General features: G+C 70.3%; 16 protein-coding genes. 4 read left to right on the forward strand and 12 right to left on the reverse strand.

Annotation, left to right across the window (positions count from 1 at the left end):
- Positions 1-98 precede the first annotated feature (98 nt).
- From FHS44_RS26950 to FHS44_RS26960, 3 genes are all read right to left on the reverse strand, one after another.
- Entirely contained in the window at positions 99-1,112 is a 1,014-nt protein-coding gene (locus tag FHS44_RS26950; protein WP_184719544.1) for an acetamidase/formamidase family protein, read from the reverse strand.
- Between the two features lie 153 nt (positions 1,113-1,265).
- The gene (locus FHS44_RS26955; protein WP_184719547.1) at positions 1,266-2,660 is read right to left on the reverse strand and encodes an APC family permease; all 1,395 of its coding nucleotides are present in this window, start codon (positions 2,658-2,660) and stop codon (positions 1,266-1,268) included.
- Positions 2,661-2,740: 80 nt separating this feature from the next.
- Complete coding sequence (locus FHS44_RS26960; protein WP_184719549.1) at positions 2,741-3,829, reverse strand: substrate-binding domain-containing protein; 1,089 nt, start codon at positions 3,827-3,829, stop codon at positions 2,741-2,743.
- 74 nt (positions 3,830-3,903) lie between these two features.
- On the opposite strand from FHS44_RS26960, the gene FHS44_RS26965 reads away from it, so the two are divergent.
- Positions 3,904-4,440 (forward strand): MarR family winged helix-turn-helix transcriptional regulator, encoded by a 537-nt coding sequence (locus FHS44_RS26965; RefSeq protein ID WP_184719551.1) that lies wholly within the window; start codon positions 3,904-3,906, stop codon positions 4,438-4,440.
- 108 nt (positions 4,441-4,548) lie between these two features.
- Here the strand turns inward: FHS44_RS26965 and FHS44_RS26970 are convergent, their stop codons facing one another.
- Positions 4,549-5,604 carry a Glu/Leu/Phe/Val family dehydrogenase gene (locus FHS44_RS26970; protein ID WP_184719553.1) on the reverse strand — a complete coding sequence of 352 codons (1,056 nt, stop codon included), beginning with the start codon at positions 5,602-5,604 and terminating at the stop codon, positions 4,549-4,551.
- A gap of 238 nt (positions 5,605-5,842) precedes the next feature.
- On the opposite strand from FHS44_RS26970, the gene FHS44_RS26975 reads away from it, so the two are divergent.
- Positions 5,843-7,402, forward strand: coding sequence for an alkaline phosphatase D family protein (locus tag FHS44_RS26975; protein WP_184719555.1), 1,560 nt, complete (start codon positions 5,843-5,845; stop codon positions 7,400-7,402).
- Here FHS44_RS26975 and mptB read toward each other — a convergent pair.
- The 6 genes from mptB to FHS44_RS41925 all read right to left on the reverse strand — a co-directional run bounded on the left by mptB (position 7,380) and on the right by FHS44_RS41925 (position 14,092).
- Complete coding sequence (gene mptB, locus FHS44_RS26980) at positions 7,380-8,945, reverse strand: polyprenol phosphomannose-dependent alpha 1,6 mannosyltransferase MptB (RefSeq protein WP_184719557.1); 1,566 nt, start codon at positions 8,943-8,945, stop codon at positions 7,380-7,382. The two genes, FHS44_RS26975 and mptB, sit on opposite strands and share 23 nt — an antisense overlap.
- Positions 8,946-9,115: 170 nt before the next feature.
- Positions 9,116-10,327 carry an ornithine--oxo-acid transaminase gene (gene rocD, locus FHS44_RS26985; RefSeq protein ID WP_184719559.1) on the reverse strand — a complete coding sequence of 404 codons (1,212 nt, stop codon included), beginning with the start codon at positions 10,325-10,327 and terminating at the stop codon, positions 9,116-9,118.
- 43 nt (positions 10,328-10,370) lie between these two features.
- Positions 10,371-11,165 carry a dimethylargininase gene (ddaH, locus tag FHS44_RS26990; protein WP_184719561.1) on the reverse strand — a complete coding sequence of 265 codons (795 nt, stop codon included), beginning with the start codon at positions 11,163-11,165 and terminating at the stop codon, positions 10,371-10,373.
- A 109-nt stretch (positions 11,166-11,274) separates the two neighbouring features.
- Complete coding sequence (locus FHS44_RS26995) at positions 11,275-11,748, reverse strand: Lrp/AsnC family transcriptional regulator (RefSeq protein ID WP_184719563.1); 474 nt, start codon at positions 11,746-11,748, stop codon at positions 11,275-11,277.
- Between the two features lie 62 nt (positions 11,749-11,810).
- The gene (locus FHS44_RS41920) at positions 11,811-12,518 is read right to left on the reverse strand and encodes a DUF5941 domain-containing protein (protein ID WP_184719565.1); all 708 of its coding nucleotides are present in this window, start codon (positions 12,516-12,518) and stop codon (positions 11,811-11,813) included.
- Entirely contained in the window at positions 12,515-14,092 is a 1,578-nt protein-coding gene (locus tag FHS44_RS41925; RefSeq protein WP_184719567.1) for a CDP-alcohol phosphatidyltransferase family protein, read from the reverse strand. Before FHS44_RS41925 ends, FHS44_RS41920 begins: the two co-directional genes overlap by 4 nt.
- Before the next feature lie 159 nt (positions 14,093-14,251).
- Here FHS44_RS41925 and recO point away from each other — a divergent pair, with 159 nt between their 5' ends.
- The gene (gene recO / locus FHS44_RS27010; protein ID WP_184719569.1) at positions 14,252-15,004 is read left to right on the forward strand and encodes a DNA repair protein RecO; all 753 of its coding nucleotides are present in this window, start codon (positions 14,252-14,254) and stop codon (positions 15,002-15,004) included.
- Entirely contained in the window at positions 15,001-15,792 is a 792-nt protein-coding gene (locus FHS44_RS27015; protein ID WP_184719571.1) for an isoprenyl transferase, read from the forward strand. Before recO ends, FHS44_RS27015 begins: the two co-directional genes overlap by 4 nt.
- Positions 15,793-15,823: 31 nt before the next feature.
- Here FHS44_RS27015 and FHS44_RS27020 read toward each other — a convergent pair whose 3' ends face one another.
- Both FHS44_RS27020 and FHS44_RS27025 read right to left on the reverse strand, forming a co-directional pair.
- Positions 15,824-16,318: a beta-class carbonic anhydrase gene (locus FHS44_RS27020; protein WP_184719573.1), complete on the reverse strand. Its 495-nt coding sequence runs from the start codon at positions 16,316-16,318 to the stop codon at positions 15,824-15,826.
- A 54-nt stretch (positions 16,319-16,372) separates the two neighbouring features.
- Entirely contained in the window at positions 16,373-17,371 is a 999-nt protein-coding gene (locus FHS44_RS27025) for a helix-turn-helix transcriptional regulator (protein WP_184719575.1), read from the reverse strand.
- Positions 17,372-17,440: the final 69 nt, after the last annotated feature.

Below are 17,440 nucleotides of genomic sequence, written 5' to 3' on the forward strand. Positions count from 1 at the left end.
TCCGAGAGGACCGGCCCTGTGGTTTCTCCAGGTGGGTCCCGCGCCCCACACCCCGGCGGTGCGCGGCGCGGGACGTCTCTTTCCCTCGGTCCGCGCCGTCAGCGCTGGGCGAGGTACTGTCGGCCCAGGTCGCGCAGGCGCTCGTGGGCCGACTCGTAGACACCGCCGCGCCCACCGAGGTAGGCCTTGGGGAGCTTGGCGACCATCGTGTAGTTGCTGTCGCAGACGTTGCCGACCGGCGCCTCACCGATCTGGCTGACCAGCTGGTAGGCGTCCAGGGTCTCCAGGCCGGTGATCTCCGAGGTCCAGGTGACCAGGTCGTGCTGGCTGATCCGGTAGGCGTCCTCAAGCGGGCGGGCCGAGCCGGTCGACATCAGGCTAGTGTCGTCCTCAAGGCGCGGCCACGGGGTGGTGACGCCCTTGATCAGCTCGACCGCGACCACGGTGTTCATCGCCGACTCCACGGCCGTGCCGCACACCTCGCCGTGGCCCTGGCGGGCGTGCCCGTCGCCGACGGCGAACAGGCCACCCTCCACGTTGACACCGAGGTAGACGGTCACCCCGGCACGCAACTCGGGAGTGTCCATGTTGCCGCCGTGGGCGTCCGGGGTGATCGTCATCCGGGCCTCGGAGGCGCCGGGGGCGACACCGACGGTGCCGTGCATCGGGTCGAGCGGCAACTCGACAGTGAAGTCGCTGTTACGGGCGTGGTAACGCGCCACCCCCGCCGCGACGTCGATGTCGTAACGCCAGACGACCTCGTCGAGCGGCGGGGTGAGCATGGCGGTGGTGTGCGTGCCGGTCAGCGCCCCGAAGTGCGGGAACGTCGCCGATACCGCCCAGTCCCTGGCGGGCTCGATGGAGACGAAGTGCAGCGCCAGCGTGTCGCCGGGCTGGGCGCCCTCCACGTGGAAGGGGCCGGTCACCGGGTTCAGGTAGGGGAACTCGCAGACCTGTGAGGGCAGGTCCTCGACGGAGCGGACCAGGCCGCCGAAGCAGTCCTCGGTGTACAGCTCAAGAATGGTGCCCGGCTTGACCGTGCCGACGGCCTGCCTGCCGCCGAAGGTGTAGCTGAGCTCCTCGGGGGAGGGCCGGTAGGAGACGACGTTCACCGCACACCCGTCCGGCCGAGGTTCGTCACCGAGCCGGGGAGGGCCGAGGTGAGACCCTCCTCCACCTCAAGAAAGATTTCGGGCATCTACTGTCCTTGCGTGAATCGGAAGGGGGAGTGACGCGGGGGGTGTGCGGCTTGCGTCGCGGAGGATCTACTTCAGGGGGGCGTCGTGGGACTCGCCGAGGGCGGCCAGCAGGGGACGGCGGCCGTAGGCGAAGAAGGTGGCGAGCACCAGCAGGCCGATCGCGAGCCAGACGATGCCCACGACCTGGGCGGCGATGCTGGCGTTGATCACCACGTAGACCAGGATGCCGAACCCGATCAGCGGGGCGATCAGGTGCCGCCACAGGTCGCGGCTGCCCTTCTTGAAGAAGTAGTGCACGATCACCGACAGGTGCAGCGCCAGGAAGGCGGTCATCGCGCCGAAGTTGACAAGGCTGCTGATCAGCGCGATGCCGTCCTCACGGTTGGCCAGGAAGAGACCGACGGCCAGGGAGACGAGGGCGACCAGGAGGGTGGCGTTGACCGGGACCTTGTTCTTCGGGTGGATCTTGGCCAGGAAGGCGGGGAGCTGGCGGTCACGGGCCATGGCGTACAGCAGACGCGAGGTGGCGGCCTGGGCGACCAGGGAGTTGGCGAAGCCCCAGGCGATGGCGGTGGAGACCGCGGTCAGGATGCCCAGCCAGTGGCCCCCGGCGAACTCCGCCATGTCGTAGAAGGCGGTGCCGTTGGGGTCGCCACCGCTCAGGAGCTGGCTGCGGTTGGGGGTGAGCAGCGCGCCGATCCAGGTCTGCACGATGAACAGGGCACCGGCCAGGCCCAGCGCGGCGATCATCGAGCGGCCGATCTTGTGGCTGTCGACCTTGCTCTCCTCGGCCAGCATGGAGATTCCGTCGAAACCGAGGAAGGACAGCACCGCGACGGAGACCGCGCCGAAGGCAAGTGGCCAGGAGAAGGTGTCGGGGTTGAACAATGGAGTCAACGCGCCGGTCTGCGCCTTGCCCTGGATGAGCGCGAACAGGCCGATGAGGATGAAGATCGCGAGCACGATGAGCTCGGCGATCAGCATGTACCTCGTGACCCTCGCGGTCATCTGGATGCCGGTGTAGTTGACGATCGTGTTGAGGACGACGAACACCAGCAGCCAGGCCCACACCGGCAGCGGCACGAACGACGCCATCGCGAGGCTGGCGATGAGGTAGAGCAGCGCGGGCACCAGGACGTAGTCGAGCAGCATCGCCCAGCCGGCCATGAAGCCGACGGGGCCGACGATTCCCCGGCCCGCGTAGGTGTAGACCGAACCGGCCATCGGGAAGGCCTTGGCCATCTGCGAGTAGGAGAACGCGGTGAAGGCCATGGCGACCATGCCGATGATGTACGCGAGCGCGACCATGCCACCGGACGCCTGGAAGACGCTTCCGAAGATCCCGAAGGGGGCGATCGGGACCATGAAGATCAGTCCGTAGATCAGCAGGTCGTTGAAGCTCAGCGTCCTTCGGAGCTCCTGCCGGTACCCGAACTGTTCCAGGGAGGGGTCAGTAGTCATGGAACGACTCCTAAAAGAGATGTTGCGAGCGTCACTTTAGGACGAATCCTTGAAAAGGAAAAGTTTGCAGAGGCAACTTGTTAACGAACGATGTCGAAATCGAGACCGTCCGCCCTGCCGATGTGGGCGCCCCGCCGTACACCGTGGTCCTGGAGGGTCAGGCGTCCCCGCGCGGTGACGATCGAGGTGCCGTCCGCGACCTCGTCGAGCACAGGCACGTGGAGGGTTCCCGCGCGTCTCGCGAGCGCCGCGAGCATCAGCACCGCCTCATAGCAGCCCTGGCCGTGCCCGTTGAGCAACGGCGCATTTGATCCGAAACGGCGAGTGTAACGCTCTCCCAGGCTCAGGCTGTCATCGGTGACGAGGCTGGAGAAATACCCCATAGCGCCGTACAGCTCGCCGGTGTCGTCGCCGCCGATGCCGAGCAGTCCGTGCTCCTCAAGGGCCCCGCAGAGCCGGGGGAAACCCAGGCCCGCCGCGGTGAAGGCGCGGTTGAAGTCGACCAGGTCACTGCCGATCAGGCTGAGCAGCACGGCGTCGGGCCTGCTGGCGACCAGGTGGTCCAGGATCCTGGACAGGTCGGGCCTGCCGTACGGGACGTAGCGCTCGCCGACGACCGTCGCCCCGCGTGAGGCGAGATAGCGCCGGGTGGCCCCGTGGACCAGGCGCGGCCAGATGTAGTCGTTGCCGAGCAGAAACCACCGCTTCGCGCGCCGCAGCTCGATCAGCCAGTCAAGGCCGGGCTTGAGCTGCCGTTCCGGAGTCTCCCCGAGGAAGTAGACACCCGGGGAGCGGCCACCGCCCTCGTAGGGCGGGGAGTAGACGAACGGCAGACGCCCGCCGAGCGCCCGCACGATCGCGATCCGGACGTCGCTGCCACAGGTGCCGACGACCGCGTCGATCACCTTGCCGCGCGCCAGTTCCCCGACCTCCGCGGCCACCTCCTCCGCGGGCCGTCCTCCGTCGATGAGAACCAGTTCGACCGGTCTGCCGAGAATGCCGCCGGATAGATTTACCTCGTCCGAGGCGAGGACGGCGCAGTTGATCGCGCATGGGCCTACAAGCCCGAGAACCCCGGAGATGGGGACCACGAGCCCGACGCGTAGGGCGACCCCTTGGAGGAGCTGCGCTTCCAGGGGTTCGATCACTGGTGTGATGGCTTCAGCCACATTGCAGAGTATCCTCCTTGAAGGACGGGTATGGGAGGCCCGTTACTCACCCGGGATACAGACGGGAGCTTCACATGGTGACGACCGGGCTGGGATCCTCGCTGGCCTATCTGCTCAGCCGCGCTGAGCGGAGTGTCAACCGGGGTCTCGCCGCCGCGCTCACCGCTGAGGACGTCAGCGTCGAGCAGTGGCGCATACTTCGTGCCCTCGCCGACGATTGCGGTCACTCGATGGGGGATCTGGCCGAGACGGTCCTGATGCCGCATCCGACGCTTACCAAGGCGATCGACCGGCTCATCGACCGCGCGTTCGTCTATCGCGGCCACGATCCGGCCGACCGCCGCAGGGTCGCGGTCTTCCTCGCCGACCGTGGTGCCGAGCTGCTCGCCCGCGTCGAGGGCGCCATCGCCGAGCATCACAGGGAGATCGAGGCCGCCTACGGCACCGAGCGCACGGAACAACTCATGGGCGAGCTGGAACGGCTGGTCAAGGCCCTGAACGAGGGGCCCGCTGAACGACCGCCGACCGAGCGACTCGCCGGACCCCCTGGCAGGCTCGCTGAGCGCTTCGCCGAGCGCGACGGCACCGCCGTCCCCGCGCTGCGCTCCTGAGCTCTCCGCCGCCCTCCTGGGGGCGGCCAGAGCCGTACGGCCCGGCCCCGAGCGGGGACCGGGCCTTCGCAGCGCTCTGAGCAGGCGCCCTGAGCAGGGCAGATGAGGTCAGAACCGGGCGCCGTGAGCCTGGGCGACCCGTCCGACGGCGACGGCCCAGGCGGCCTGGCGCAGGGTGATCCCGCGCTCCGCCGCCGTCGCCGCGACCGTGTCGAAGCACCGCCCCGCGAGGTCGGGACGGGAGGCGAGCACCCCGCCCGCGCCGGTCAGGACGTCGGGGAGCACGACGGTCCCCGCCTCGGCGAGGACCAGGTCGGCCTCCGGCGACAGCGGCCCGTCCACCGCCTCGGCCACGAGAGGGGCCCTGACGCGACGGACCTGATCGACGGTGACCGGGGCGGCCAGCACGAGCACGTCGAACGCCTCCCCGCCGGAGGCCGCGACCACCCGGCAGCCCTCCCGTGCCAGGTGGGAGGCGGTCAGCCGCGCGGTCTCACCGGATCCGTGCACCGCGACCGTACGGCCCCGCCGTGTCCCCGAGGCCCGCAGCACGGCCGCCGCCACCCCGAAGGCCGTGGCCACGGCCTCGCCGGGCGCCGGAAAAGCAGGCTGGACCGAGTGCTGGACCGAGTGGCTGTCGGCCATCCAGGCGGCGAGCCGCTCGTCGGAGTCCGGATCCGGGGCGGGGACCTCCCCGTCCGAGCCGGTGATCGTCATGATCTCGTTGACGTAGCGCCTGGTCACCCGTTCGAGCTCCCTGGCCTCCAGGCTCGCGGGATCGACGCGCACGCCTCCCCGCGCCCCGCCGTACGGCACGCCGGCGAGCGCGTGTTTCCAGGTCGTGACCATGGCCAGCGCGGTGACCTCCCGCAGGTCGGCGGAGGGGGCGAAACGCGTGCCGCCCCTGGCCGGGCCGAGGACGGTGCTGTGCTGCACCCTGAAGCCCTGGACGACGTCGGTGCGGCCGTCCGCGCGGCGGACCGGCACCGAGACGGTCAGTGAGCGGCGGGGGGTGGCGAGCATCGCGCGCAGGCCGTCGTCGAGGCCGAGCAGGAGGGCCGTCTCGTCGAGGCGGCGCAGGGCGGCGTCGAGCGGGGATTTCCGTAGGGGATCGTGACCGGTGAGGGCGGTCGCCGGCGTCGTTGACGGCACCGTGAGGGTCATGAGGTCAGGCCTCCAGTGGTGAGCGGAGCGCCATTGCTCCACTCGTGGCGGTTTGTGATGATCAGACTATTTATGGGTTCTTTGCCGTGCCAAGATGGATACGTTGCGGACTGGTGACCGTTTTTTGTGCGTTTCCCCAATGTGATGGGACAGTCGTTATCCGGATGGCCCGCCGGGCAGAGACACACCTCGGAACGGCGGGAACCTGCCGTTCCGCGATGGGCTTGAGGGGATGAACGTGCCGGAACTTGTGGTCGGGCCGCTGCTGCGTCATGTGGACGGCACGGGCGCCTCGGTCTGGGTCGAGACGAGCGCGCCGTGCGAGGTGACCGTCGAGGTGGGCGGAGTCGAGGCGGGCGCGGAGACCTTCTCCGTCCACGGCCACCACTACGCCGTCGTGGACGTCGCGGGGGAGGGGACCTACGAGGTCCGCCTCGACGGGGAGACCGTGTGGCCGCAGCCGGACCGCCCGGCCAGTCACGTTCGGTTCCTGGATCCGGACGGCCCGAAAAAGGTGATGTTCGGCTCGTGCAGGACCAGCGTGCCGCACGACGCCTCGCACACCATCTCCCACGGCGTGGACGTCCTGCGCGCCTACGCCCGAGCCTTGGTGGACAGGCCCCGGGAGGAGTGGCCTGACCTGCTCCTGCTGCTCGGTGACCAGGTCTACGCCGACGAGCCGTCCGCCGAGATGCTGGAGTTCGTCGCCGCGCGCAGGGACACCGAGCCCAAGACCGAGATCGCCGACTTCGAGGAGTACGCCGAGCTGTACCGGCAGGCGTGGACCGACCCGGAGATCCGCTGGATCCTCTCGACAGTGCCCAGCGCGATGATCTTCGATGACCACGACCTGCGCGACGACTTCAACACCTCCGCCTCCTGGCGGGAGAAGATGGCCAAGGTCCCCTGGTGGCGCAGGAGGGTGGTTTCCGGGCTCGGCGCCTACTGGGTCTACCAGCACCTGGGCAACCTGTCCCCGGCCGAGCGCGCCGCCGACGAGCTGTTCGGCAAGCTGCGCGCCGCCGAGGGAGACGGGGGAGAGCTGCTCGACGCCTTCGCCGAGCACGCCTACGAGGTCCCGGTGGACAGCAGGTGGAGCTACTCCCGCGACCTCGGCGGCACCCGGCTGATCATGCTCGACTCCCGCTGCGCCAGGCAGCTCACCCCCGGTGACCGGCGCATGATCGACCCGGTCGAGTGGGAGTGGCTCGTCGAGCAGCTCGACCGGGAGGGCGCGGAGCGCTTCGTGATCGGCACCTCGGTGCCGTTCCTGCTGCCCGCGGGCATCCACCACATCCAGAACTGGAACGAGGAACTCGCCCAGGGAGCCTGGGGCAGGCGGGTCGCCCGTTGGTCGGAGGCCCTGCGCCAGGCCGTCGACCTCGAACACTGGGCCGCCTTCCGCCGCTCCTTCGAGGACCTGTCCACGCTGCTGGCGAAGGTCGGCAAACCGGTCGTCCTGCTCTCCGGCGACGTGCACTACTCCTACGTGGCCAAGGCCGACGGGCTGCCCATCTACCAGCTCGTGTGCTCGCCGATCCGCAACCCGCTGAGCCGTACGCTCAGGCTGGCCAACATCATCGCGCAGTTCGGCCTGGCCACCCTGGTCGGCGGCTGGCTGTCACGGCTCGCGCGTATCCCCAAGCCGCCGTTCGCCTGGCGCGTCACCAACGGCCCGTGGTTCTCCAACGCCCTGGCCACCCTGTCCCTGGACACCACGCCGCCCCAGGCCCGCTGGGACACCGCCACGGTCTCCGGGGACGACGTCTACGAGGTCACCACGGTCCCGCTCGGCTGACGGGCGCGGGCTCCCGATCCGGTACGGCTGCCCGCCGTACCCCCGGCAAAGCGCGCAGGCCGAGGGCGCCCGCGAGGCCGAGCACGACGACGTACAGGATGACGGCGTCGGAGAGCAGTGGAGCGATCCACGGGCGGTAGACCTCGGCGATCCACCGGGTCAGCGGCGTCGGCTGCAGCCGCAGCAGGGCGGTCGCGCCCGGCAGGTAGACCAGCCCGGTGACGACGCCCCTGACGAGCAGCGGCCCGTCGAGCCGGGAGGCGGGCATCAGGGCGAGCAGCGGGAACAGCATCGCGTCGTACCACGGGTGCTGCATCGGCGAGGTGAGCAGCCAGCCCAGGCACCACGCCAGCGCGAGCCGTACGGCGGGCAGGTCATGGGGTCCCCGCGGCAGCCGCCAGCACAGCAGGAGCGCGGCGAGCAGGGCCGCGCCCAGGGCGATCCGCCCCTCAAGCTCGGCGGCCTGCGGGCCGAGCTCTCCGACGAGCACCCGCCACGGGTCGGCCAGCGACTGGTCGCCGACCTTCCCGGCCACGTTCGCCAGCGCCTCCGGGCCCTGGGTCGCGTACAGCGTGACGAGCGTCGCGAGCGCGCCCATGCCCAGCGTCAGGAGCGTTCCAAGGCGGCGGTTGACGGCCCAGGCGAGCCCCGCCCCGGCCAGCACGAACGGCGCCTTGACGGCCGCGGCCGCGCCCAGCAGCGCCCCGGAGAGCAGGCCCGTGGCCATCCACGGTCTGCGCAGCGCGAACAGGGCGGCCACCATCAGGAACGCCCCGAACCCGTCGACGTGGCCGCCGAGCACCACGTGCCACAGCATCAGCGGATTGAGGCTCCACAGCAGGTGCGCCCTGACCCGCCGGGCTCGTGAGGGACCGGCGAGCCTGTCGAGCATCACCGCCGTCAGCAGGAACGCCACGGCCAGCATGACCTTGAAGGCGAACACGGTCGCCGCCATCGAGTCGCCGCCGAGCCGCGAGGCCGCGAACTGCGCCCAGGTGGTCAGCGGGCCGTAGACCGAGGGGGTGTTACGCCAGGCCAGCGGGGCCAGGTCGCCGACCGGGTCGCCGGTTCCGTGCAGCCAGGCCGGGGGCGTCACGTACGGGTCGTGGCCGAGGGCGGCGATGCGCCCGTAGGCCGCGTAGTTGAGCACGTCCGTGGACCCGGCGGGCGGCGCGAGCGTCAGCAGGGCGACGACGATCGGCGTGCCGAGCGCGAACAGGCCGCGCGCGGGAAGCCAGCCGCGGCGCAGCGCGTACAGCGCCGCGCACGTCCCCAGCCCCCCGGCGACCAGGGCGGCCCAGCCGAGCTGGATCACCGGCGTCTGCGGCGGGTCGAGACGCAGCGACCAGGGCAGGACGCCCGTGCCCAACTCGGGCACCGCCGCCGAAGGTCCCAGCAGCGCGAGGACGAGCATGGCCGCCACGGAGAGCGCGCCCAGGAGGAGCCCGAGCGGCCCGGTGAGCCGCGCGCGCAGGGGTGGCCCGGCGCCGGGGCCCGGTTCCGTCCTCGGAGAACGCTGACCGGCCCCAACCGACGCCGCCACCTGTCGAACCCCCAAGCGTCACCGGAGCGCGCGGCGCCGCGCGGTCCCCCTGCCCCGTCCGCGCTCGCCTGGGGCGGCCCGGAAGGCGGCTCCCACGGCGACGACGCGATATCCACTCCAGCGTAGATCGTCCGGAGCCGTGGGGTGACGTCCGAGAAGCCAGGAATTCCCTACTTCGCGAACTCCGCAAGGGCCTCGGCGAGCCGGTCGACGGCCCACAAAAGGTCCTCCTCGGAGACGACGATGGGCGGGGCGAGGCGGACCGTCGAACCGTGGGTGTCCTTGGCCAGTACGCCCAGGCGCATCAGCGCCACGGAGACCTGCCTGCCGGTGGCCAGCGAGGGGTCGATGTCGACGCCCGCCCACAGGCCACGGCCGCGTACGGTGACCACGCCCTTGCCGATGAGCGCGCGCAGCCTGTCGTGCAGCACCGCGCCCAGCTCCCTGGCCCGCTCCTGGTACTCCCCGGTGCGCAGCAGCTCGACGACAGCGTTCGCGACCGCGCAGGCCAGCGGGTTGCCGCCGAAGGTCGAACCGTGCTGACCGGGCTTGATGACGCCGAGCACGTCCTCGTTCGCGGTGATCGCCGAGACCGGGACGACGCCGCCGCCCAGGGCCTTGCCCAGCACGTAGATGTCAGGCACGACGTGCTCGTGGTCACAGGCGAAGGTGTCGCCGGTACGGCCCAGCCCCGACTGGATCTCGTCGGCGATCATCAGGATGTTCTCGGCGGAGCACAGCTCGCGGACCTGGGTGAGGTAGCCGTCCGGCGGCACCAGCACGCCCGCCTCCCCCTGGATGGGTTCGAGCATCACCGCGACCGTGTTGGCGTCCACGGCCTCGCGGATCGCCTCGATCGAGCCGTACTTCACGATCTTGAAGCCGGGGGTGTACGGGCCGAAGCCGTCGTGGGCGTCGGGGTCGGTGGAGAAGCTGACGATCGTGGTGGTGCGGCCGTGGAAGTTGTCCTCCATCACGATGATGTTGGCCTGGCCGTCCGGGACGCCCTTGACCTCGTAGCCCCACTTGCGGGCCACCTTGATCGCGGTCTCCACGGCCTCGGCGCCGGTGTTCATGGGCAGGACCATGTCCTTGCCCGTGAGGTCGCCGAGACCGGCGGCGAAGGCGGCGAACTGGTCGTGGAAGAAGGCGCGGCTGGTCAGGGTGAGCCTGGTCAGCTGCTCCTGGGCCGCTCCGATGATCTTCGGGTTGCCGTGGCCGAAGTTCAGCGAGGAGTAGCCGGACAGGCAGTCCAGATACCGCCTGCCCTCGACGTCGGTGACCCAGGCGCCCTGGGCCTCGTGGATCACGACGGGGAGGGGGTGGTAGTTGTGCGCGCTGCGGCGCTCACTGAGTTCGATGAACTCTTCTGTGCTTGTCATCGGATCGTTCGCCGTTCCTTGCCTTTGGTGCTTGCTGACTGCTTTATCCCCGGATTTCGAGGGTGCAGCACTTGGGTCCGCCGCCCGCCTTGCGCAGCTCGGACAGCTCGACGGGCACGACCTCGAAGCCGCGTCGTTTGAGTTCCAGTTGCAGGCCGGTCGCCTCGGAGTTGATCACCACGTGGGTGCCGTCGCTGACCGCGTTGAGGCCGAGCACCACCGCGTCGTCCTCGGTGGCGATGACGGCGTCGGGGAACAGGTGCCTGAGCACCTCCTGGCTCCCCGCCGAGAAGGCCTCTGGGAAGTATGCCACGTTATGTCCGTTTAGCGGGAAAAGTGCGGTGTCCAGGTGGTAGAAGCGGGGATCGACCAGCCGCAGCGAGACCACCGGGCGGCCGAGGAACTCCTGGGCCTCCTTGTGCGCGGCCACGTCCGTGCGGAACCCCGTCCCCGCGAGCACCAGGTGGTCGAGGGTGAGGAAGTCGCCCTCGCCCTCGTTGGTGAACTCGGCCTCACGCGCGGCGCCGTAGCCGTTGGAGGTGAACCACTCCAGGTAGGCGGGTCCCTCGGCGGCCCGCTCCCGGTGCGTGAAGCGCGCGCCGTACACGCGTCCGCCGACGACCAGCGCGCCGTTGGCCGCGAAGACCATGTCCGGCAGGCCCTCGACCGGGTCGATCAGGCTGACCCGGTGGCCGAGCTCCTCGTAGGCGCTCCTGAGCCCCTCCCACTGGCGGATCGCGACCCCACGGTCGGCACCCGCCGCCGGGTCCATCCACGGGTTGATCACGTACTCGACGGCGAAGTGGTCAGGCCGACACATGAGGTAGTGCCTCGTCATTGAGAACCCCGTAAAGGACGTCGCGGTGAAGACCGCACCAGCCTAGAAACGAGGCATATTCGGGGCCAATAGCCCGATCTTGCGCGTTGCCGCAGGTCCCTTGCGTGATTCAGGCGAGGAACGGTGATTCGTTGCGTGATGTGATCAGAGGGGCGTCGATGAGCCTGGAGAGCACGATGGAACTCTTCGTACGGACCACGAAGGGCTCGGCGGCGATGCGCTCGATCACCTGCTCCACGTGGCGCACGTCGGTCGCCCTGATGTGCAGCAGCGCGTCCGCCTCACCGGTGATGGTGCACGCGGAGACGACCTCGGGATGCCGGGTGACGGCGACCCCGATCTCCGACGGCGACGTCTTGCCCGCGCAGAACAACTCGACGTAGGCCTCGGTGGTCCAGCCGAGCGCGGCGGGCTCGACCCTGGCGGTGAACCCGGTGATCGCCCCCGCCTCGCGCAACCGGTCGACCCGCCGCTTGACCGCCGAGGCGGACAGGCCGACCCGCTGCCCGATCTCGGCGTAGGTTGCGCGGGCGTCCTCGACGAGCGCCCCGATGATGTCACGATCCAACCGGTCCAGTTCCACGCTGCTTTCTAACACAGCACGGGGGCCGCGACGCGCGTCGCGGCCCCCGTGGAAGATCGGACTCAGGCGGGCTCGGCCTCGCCCGTCGCCTGCTCAAGGGCCTCCTCGGGGGAGGCCTCCAGGTCGTCGGAGGCCTGGGCCAGCGCCGAGGCCTTGTCCAGCCGCACCCAGCTCGTCACGCTCTCGACGGCGAACAGCACCCCGAGGTACAGCGTGAGCGCGGCGACCACCCAGGTGGCCACGCCGAACGCGGCACCGGCCCCGATGGCCAGCAGCCGCAGCTCCCAGCCGAGCCCGGCCCTGAACACCCAGTCGGGCGGCCAGATGCTCTGCCGCGTCCGGTAGACCGTGTCGTAGGTGTGGTAGCCGACCACGTAGAGCAGCACGAACAGCAGCCACTTGGGCACGTCCGCGGCCAGGCCGACCAGGATGATCGTCAGGAACTCGGTCGCCCTGATCAGCGGGGGAACCAGCCAGTCGAGCTTGCCCAGGTGGTCGCGGGCGGCCGTCGGCAGCACCAGGACCAGCATGACCAGGGAGGGCAGGAGCAGGATCGGCCCCTGGGTCAGCACCCCGGCGACCGCGACCGCGACGATCACCACCAGCGCGGCGAGCGCCCCGAGCACCGGGGGCAGCCCGGGCCCGATCCTGCCGCGCAGCGCGGAGACGAGCGGGCCGTCGTCGCGGTAGGCGAGCAGCCGGGCGGTCTGGACGCGCAGCCGCTCCAGGTAGGGGTCGGGAGCGGGGGTTGTCTGCGGCTGGGTGATCATGCGAGCGACCTCATCAGGCGTCCGGTGAGCGTGTAGGCGGTGGCGACGCCGCCCCAGATGATCAGGGTGATGAAGGTGACCCTGGCGTCGAAGAAGGCGCTGACGAGCGCGATGGCGGCGAAGCGCTCGCCGATCGGGAAGACGACCATCTTGCGGGCCCAGTAGACGGCCCTGTTCCTGCCGGCCTTGCTCCACATCCTCAGCAGGCCGCGGATGCCGCCGCTGCGGGCGATCTTGCGCTGCTCCAGCGCCGCGCGCAGCTCGGTGTCGGGGCTGGTCGCCAGCGAGACCGAGGGCAGCGGCGAGGGCGGCCTGCGCCGGTTGGCGGCGCCGAAGGAGAAGTCGAGCAGGTGCTTGACGGACTGCAGGGCGATCGCGGTCAGCGCCAGCGTCCACACGTCGCCGACCCCGGAGATGGCCGCGCCGACCGCGAGCCCGGCGAAGACCACGTACTCCTTGAACCGGTCGAAGGTGGCGTCGAGCCAGGCGCCGAGCACGCCGAACTTGCGCGCGTAGCGCGCGACCTGGCCGTCCACGCAGTCGAACACGAACGCGAAGTAGATCAGGATGGCACCCGCCACCATGCCGGGCCGCGCGCCGGTCGCGAAGCAGGCCGCCGAGGCGACGCCGAGCGCGATCGAGATCAGCGTGACCTGGTTCGGGGTGAGCCCCCGCCTGGCCGCCCAGCGGGCGATGAAGCGCGAGTAGGTGCTGACGAAGTAGGTGGTGAAGAAGCCGTCGGCGCCCTTGACCGCGTTGTTCAGCCGGGCCCTGTCCTCGTTGAACTCCGCCATCTCGGCGACCGCCTGCGCGGCCTCCTCCTGGGTGTTCAGGCGGCGGAAGAACAGGTCGCGCCTGCCCCGGATGCCGACCGAGACGCCACGCCGTACCAGACCGAGGACCAGGAGCTGGACCAGGTCGTCCTCGGGGCCGAACAGGTGGGCCATGTCCGCGAGCTCGCGGGCGGCCTCGGCCAGGGTGGCCGCGTGCTTGTGGTGCAGGTGCAGCGGGCCCAGCAGGACGGAGTTCGGGCGGGTCACCGCGTGGAAGGCGGAGCCGACCGAGATCACCCGGGACTTGCTCGCCCGCACCCTGACCGGCAGGCCTTCGAGGGTGCGGTCGCCGATCTCCGGCAGCGCCTCGTCGATCGGGACGTCGGGGACGATGAAGTCGCCGTTCTCGTCCTCCTCGCGGGGCTCCTTGGTGATCAGCGCGAGCGCGCCGCGCTTCGACTTGGTGATCTGGTAGAGCAGCTCGTCGTGGACCAGCGAGTTCGCGGGCAGGAGGAGCAGGTTCTCCGTCGCGTCCTCGACCGCGTCCGCGACGGCGCGCAGGGCGCCCGCGAGATCGGCGGTCTCCACGAGACGGCCGGGGAGACCCCGGTGGGCCTCGGCCTCGCCGGAGCGGACGATCGTCACCGGAGCGGGATCGAGGGAGGCGATCTGGCCGTGCAGTTTGCCGATCACCGTGGGGGAGCCGGGGAGCACGGGCAGGGTCAGCGCGGCGGGCGGCGTCGGCTGGCCGAAAGCGGTTGAAGTGCCAGGTGATGAACCCAGCAGGACCACGCGGGGCATGGCACCCTTTCGTGCAGGGATGGGGTGAAACATGGCATGGGGAACTCGCCAGGGGCCAAAGTTTAATGAGTTTTAGGTGAACAACACGCACTCGTGATCCTTCCGTTCCCGTTGATCATGATTGGACCGGCATGGCGCCGTGCCATCTAGACTGATCCGGTGACCCTGTACCGTGACGAGGGCATCGTGCTGCGCACGCACAAACTGGGCGAGGCCGATCGCATCGTCACCGTCCTGACCAGGCGGACCGGAAAGATCCGGGGCGTCGCCAAGGGCGTGCGGCGGACCATGTCGCGCTTCGGCGCCCGCCTCGAACCCTTCACCCACGTGGATCTCCAGCTCCACACCGGCCGCACCCTCGACGTGATCACCCAGGCGGAGACCATCCGCCCGTACGGCGAGGCCCTCGTGACCGACTACCCGCGCTACACGGCCGGCAGCGCGATGCTGGAGACCGCGGACCGGCTGATCATGGGCGAGAAGGAACCGGCCCTGCGGCACTTCCTGCTGCTGGTCGGGGGGCTGCGCACGCTGGGCTCGGGCGAGCACGAGGCCAGGCTCGTGCTCGACGCCTACTTCCTGCGCTCGCTGGCCGTGGCGGGCTACGCTCCGGCCCTGGAGGCGTGCGCCCGGTGCAGGGCGCCCTCGGTCAGGGCGTTCGCGATCGTGGCGGGGGGAGTGGTGTGCGGGACCTGCCGTCCCGCGGGCGCCGCCGTACCGGCCGGGGAGACCATCGCGCTGATGGTCGCCCTGCTCAAGGGCGACTGGCCGAGCGCGGACGCCTCGGAGAGCAGGCACCGCGCCGAGTGCAGCGGCCTGGTCGCCGCCTACCTCCAATGGCACCTCGAACACGGCATACGCTCGCTCCGTCATGTGGAACGGGAGCGCGCAGAAAGGGAGCTCGCCACGTGAACGTCCGTCCCCCGACGCCCCATCCGTCAGGAGCGACCCCGCCGCCCATTCCCCGCGACCTCGTGCCCCGGCACGTGGCGATCGTGATGGACGGCAACGGCAGGTGGGCCAAGCAGCGCGGTCTGCCGCGCACCGAGGGACACAAGGCCGGTGAGTCCTCGCTGTTCGACGTGATCGAGGGCGCGATCGAGCTGGGCGTCCCCTACCTGTCCGCCTACGCCTTCTCCACGGAGAACTGGAAGCGCTCGCCGGACGAGATCCGCTTCCTGATGGGCTTCAACCGCGACGTCATCCGCCGCCGCAGGGACGAGCTCAACGCGATGGGGGTGCGGGTGCGCTGGGCGGGCCGTCCCGGACGGCTCTGGAAGAGCGTCATCAAGGAGCTGCAGGACGCCGAGCGGATGACCGAGGGCAACTCCAGACTGACCCTGCAGTTCTGCGTCAACTACGGCGGCCGCGCCGAGATCGTGGACGCCGCGCTGCGCCTGGCCGAGGACATCGCCGCGGGCAGGGTCAAGCCGGGCAAGGTCAAGGAAGAGACCTTCGCCAGATATCTCGACGAGCCGGACATCCCCGACGTCGATCTGTTCGTGCGCTCCTCCGGCGAGCAGCGCACCTCCAACTACCTGATCTGGCAGATGGCCTACGCGGAGATGGTGTTCCTGAACCGCCTGTGGCCCGACTTCGACCGCCGCGACCTCTGGGAGGCCTGCGAGCTGTTCGCCAAGCGCGACAGACGGTACGGCGGGGCCGTGCCCAACCCCGTCGCGCGGACCCCACTCCCCTGAGGCCTGCGCGGGAGCCGTACCGGACCGGCTTTCAGGCCTTGACCTCGCGCAGCCGTCCCGTCTCGACCTCGTAGATGAAGCCGCGGACCGAGTCGGTGTGCGGGATGAAGGGGTCGTTCCTGATGCGGCTGATGGACTGCAGGACGTCCTCCTCCAGGTCGGGGAAGGCCTCGGCCGCCCAGTCGGGCTTGGCACCGACCTCCGCCTGGATCTGCCGCTTGAACTCGTCGTCGGTGAAGGTGAGCATTCCGCAGTCGGTGTGGTGGATGAGGATGATCTCCCGCGTGCCGAGCAGGCGCTGGCTGATGGCCAGGCTGCGCCGCTCGTCGGCGGTCACCACCCCGCCCGCGTTGCGGATGACGTGCGCGTCGCCCTCGGTGAGACCCAGCAGGCCGTACGGGTTCAGCCGGGCGTCCATGCAGGCCAGCACGGCGACCCCGCGCGCCGGGGGCAGCGGTAGGTGGCCCTTGTCGAAGGTCGCGGCATAACGCTCCGCGTTGGCGAGAAGCTCGTCGGTGACGCTCATGAGATCTCCTGTCATTCCTCAGGGAAACGCCACAGGCAAACCTACCTTTATTTCCTACTCAGTCAATAGGTAATTACGGAGAGTGCTTCTCCGGTCGGAAGCCTGGGCGGCGCGGGTGGCGCGGGCGCCCAGGGCACGTAGATACGCGACCAGCTCCGGCGGCTCGCGCACCTCGAACTCGCAGCCGAGCATGAGCAGGCGCGCGGCGGTCCACTCCAGGGTGTCGGCCGGTCCCCGCAGGAGGCAGCTACGCTCGTCGATCGGCTCGACGCCCCCCGCGCCGCCGAGCCGGCGCGCCACCTCCTCGGCGGGAAGGCCCAGGGTAGCCACCACCTCGTACGTGGGCGCGGACGAGTACAGCCTGCCGGTGACGAACGCGGCCACGTCCTGTTCCGGCGGCACCCGGGCCGGGACCCGTACGCCGGTCGCCAGCGGATCGCCGATCCGGTCGACGCGGAAGTTCCGCCAGTCGTCGCGGTCGTTGTCGTAGGCCAGCAGGTACCACCGGCGTCCGGCCGTCACCAGGCGGTACGGCTCGGTCAGGCGCCTGGTCTCCGTGCCGTCGGCGGCCCGGTAGGCGAAACGCAGCCGCTCACGGTTGGCGACGGCCCCGGCGAGCACCACCAGGGTCTGCGGATCGACGGGCGGCCCGTCCACGGTGCGCATCGGCACGGTCGCGGCGGCGAGCGCGCCGACCCGGTGCCGCAGCCGGGCGGGCAGCACCTGCTCCAGCTTGGCCAGGGCCCGTACGGACGCCTCCTCGATGCCGTCCACCGGATGCGAGGCCGCGGTGCGCAGGCCGACGGCGATGGCCACCGCCTCCTCGTCGTCGACCAGCAGCGGCGGCATGGCCGTACCCGCGGCGAGCCGGTAACCGCCGGCCGCGCCCATCGTCGCCTGGACCGGATATCCCAGCTCGCGCAGGCGGTCGACGTCGCGGCGGACGGTCCGGGGGCTGACGCCGAGACGCTCGGCCAGCTCACTGCCCGGCCAGTCGCGGGGCGTCTGGAGCAACGACAGCAGTTCGAGCAGCCGTGCGGACGTGTCACTCATGACAGCCAGCATGCCCGACCATGTAGGACAGATCCCGACCTACATGGCTCCTAACGTTGTTCCCGTTGC

This window comes from Streptosporangium saharense, assembly GCF_014203715.1.
In the GTDB taxonomy this organism is placed as follows: domain Bacteria; phylum Actinomycetota; class Actinomycetes; order Streptosporangiales; family Streptosporangiaceae; genus Streptosporangium; species Streptosporangium saharense.

Excerpts from the sequence above, each read along its gene's own strand:
- FHS44_RS26955 (WP_184719547.1), bottom strand. The coding sequence starts at position 2,660 with ATGACTACTGACCCCTCCCTGGAACAGTTCGGGTACCGGCAGGAGCTC.
- FHS44_RS26965 (WP_184719551.1), top strand. The coding sequence starts at position 3,904 with ATGGTGACGACCGGGCTGGGATCCTCGCTGGCCTATCTGCTCAGCCGC.
- FHS44_RS26970 (WP_184719553.1), bottom strand. The coding sequence starts at position 5,604 with ATGACCCTCACGGTGCCGTCAACGACGCCGGCGACCGCCCTCACCGGT.
- rocD (WP_184719559.1), bottom strand. The coding sequence starts at position 10,327 with ATGACAAGCACAGAAGAGTTCATCGAACTCAGTGAGCGCCGCAGCGCG.
- ddaH (WP_184719561.1), bottom strand. The coding sequence starts at position 11,165 with ATGACGAGGCACTACCTCATGTGTCGGCCTGACCACTTCGCCGTCGAG.
- FHS44_RS41920 (WP_184719565.1), bottom strand. The coding sequence starts at position 12,518 with ATGATCACCCAGCCGCAGACAACCCCCGCTCCCGACCCCTACCTGGAG.
- FHS44_RS41925 (WP_184719567.1), bottom strand. The coding sequence starts at position 14,092 with ATGCCCCGCGTGGTCCTGCTGGGTTCATCACCTGGCACTTCAACCGCT.
- FHS44_RS27020 (WP_184719573.1), bottom strand. The coding sequence starts at position 16,318 with ATGAGCGTCACCGACGAGCTTCTCGCCAACGCGGAGCGTTATGCCGCG.
- FHS44_RS27025 (WP_184719575.1), bottom strand. The coding sequence starts at position 17,371 with ATGAGTGACACGTCCGCACGGCTGCTCGAACTGCTGTCGTTGCTCCAG.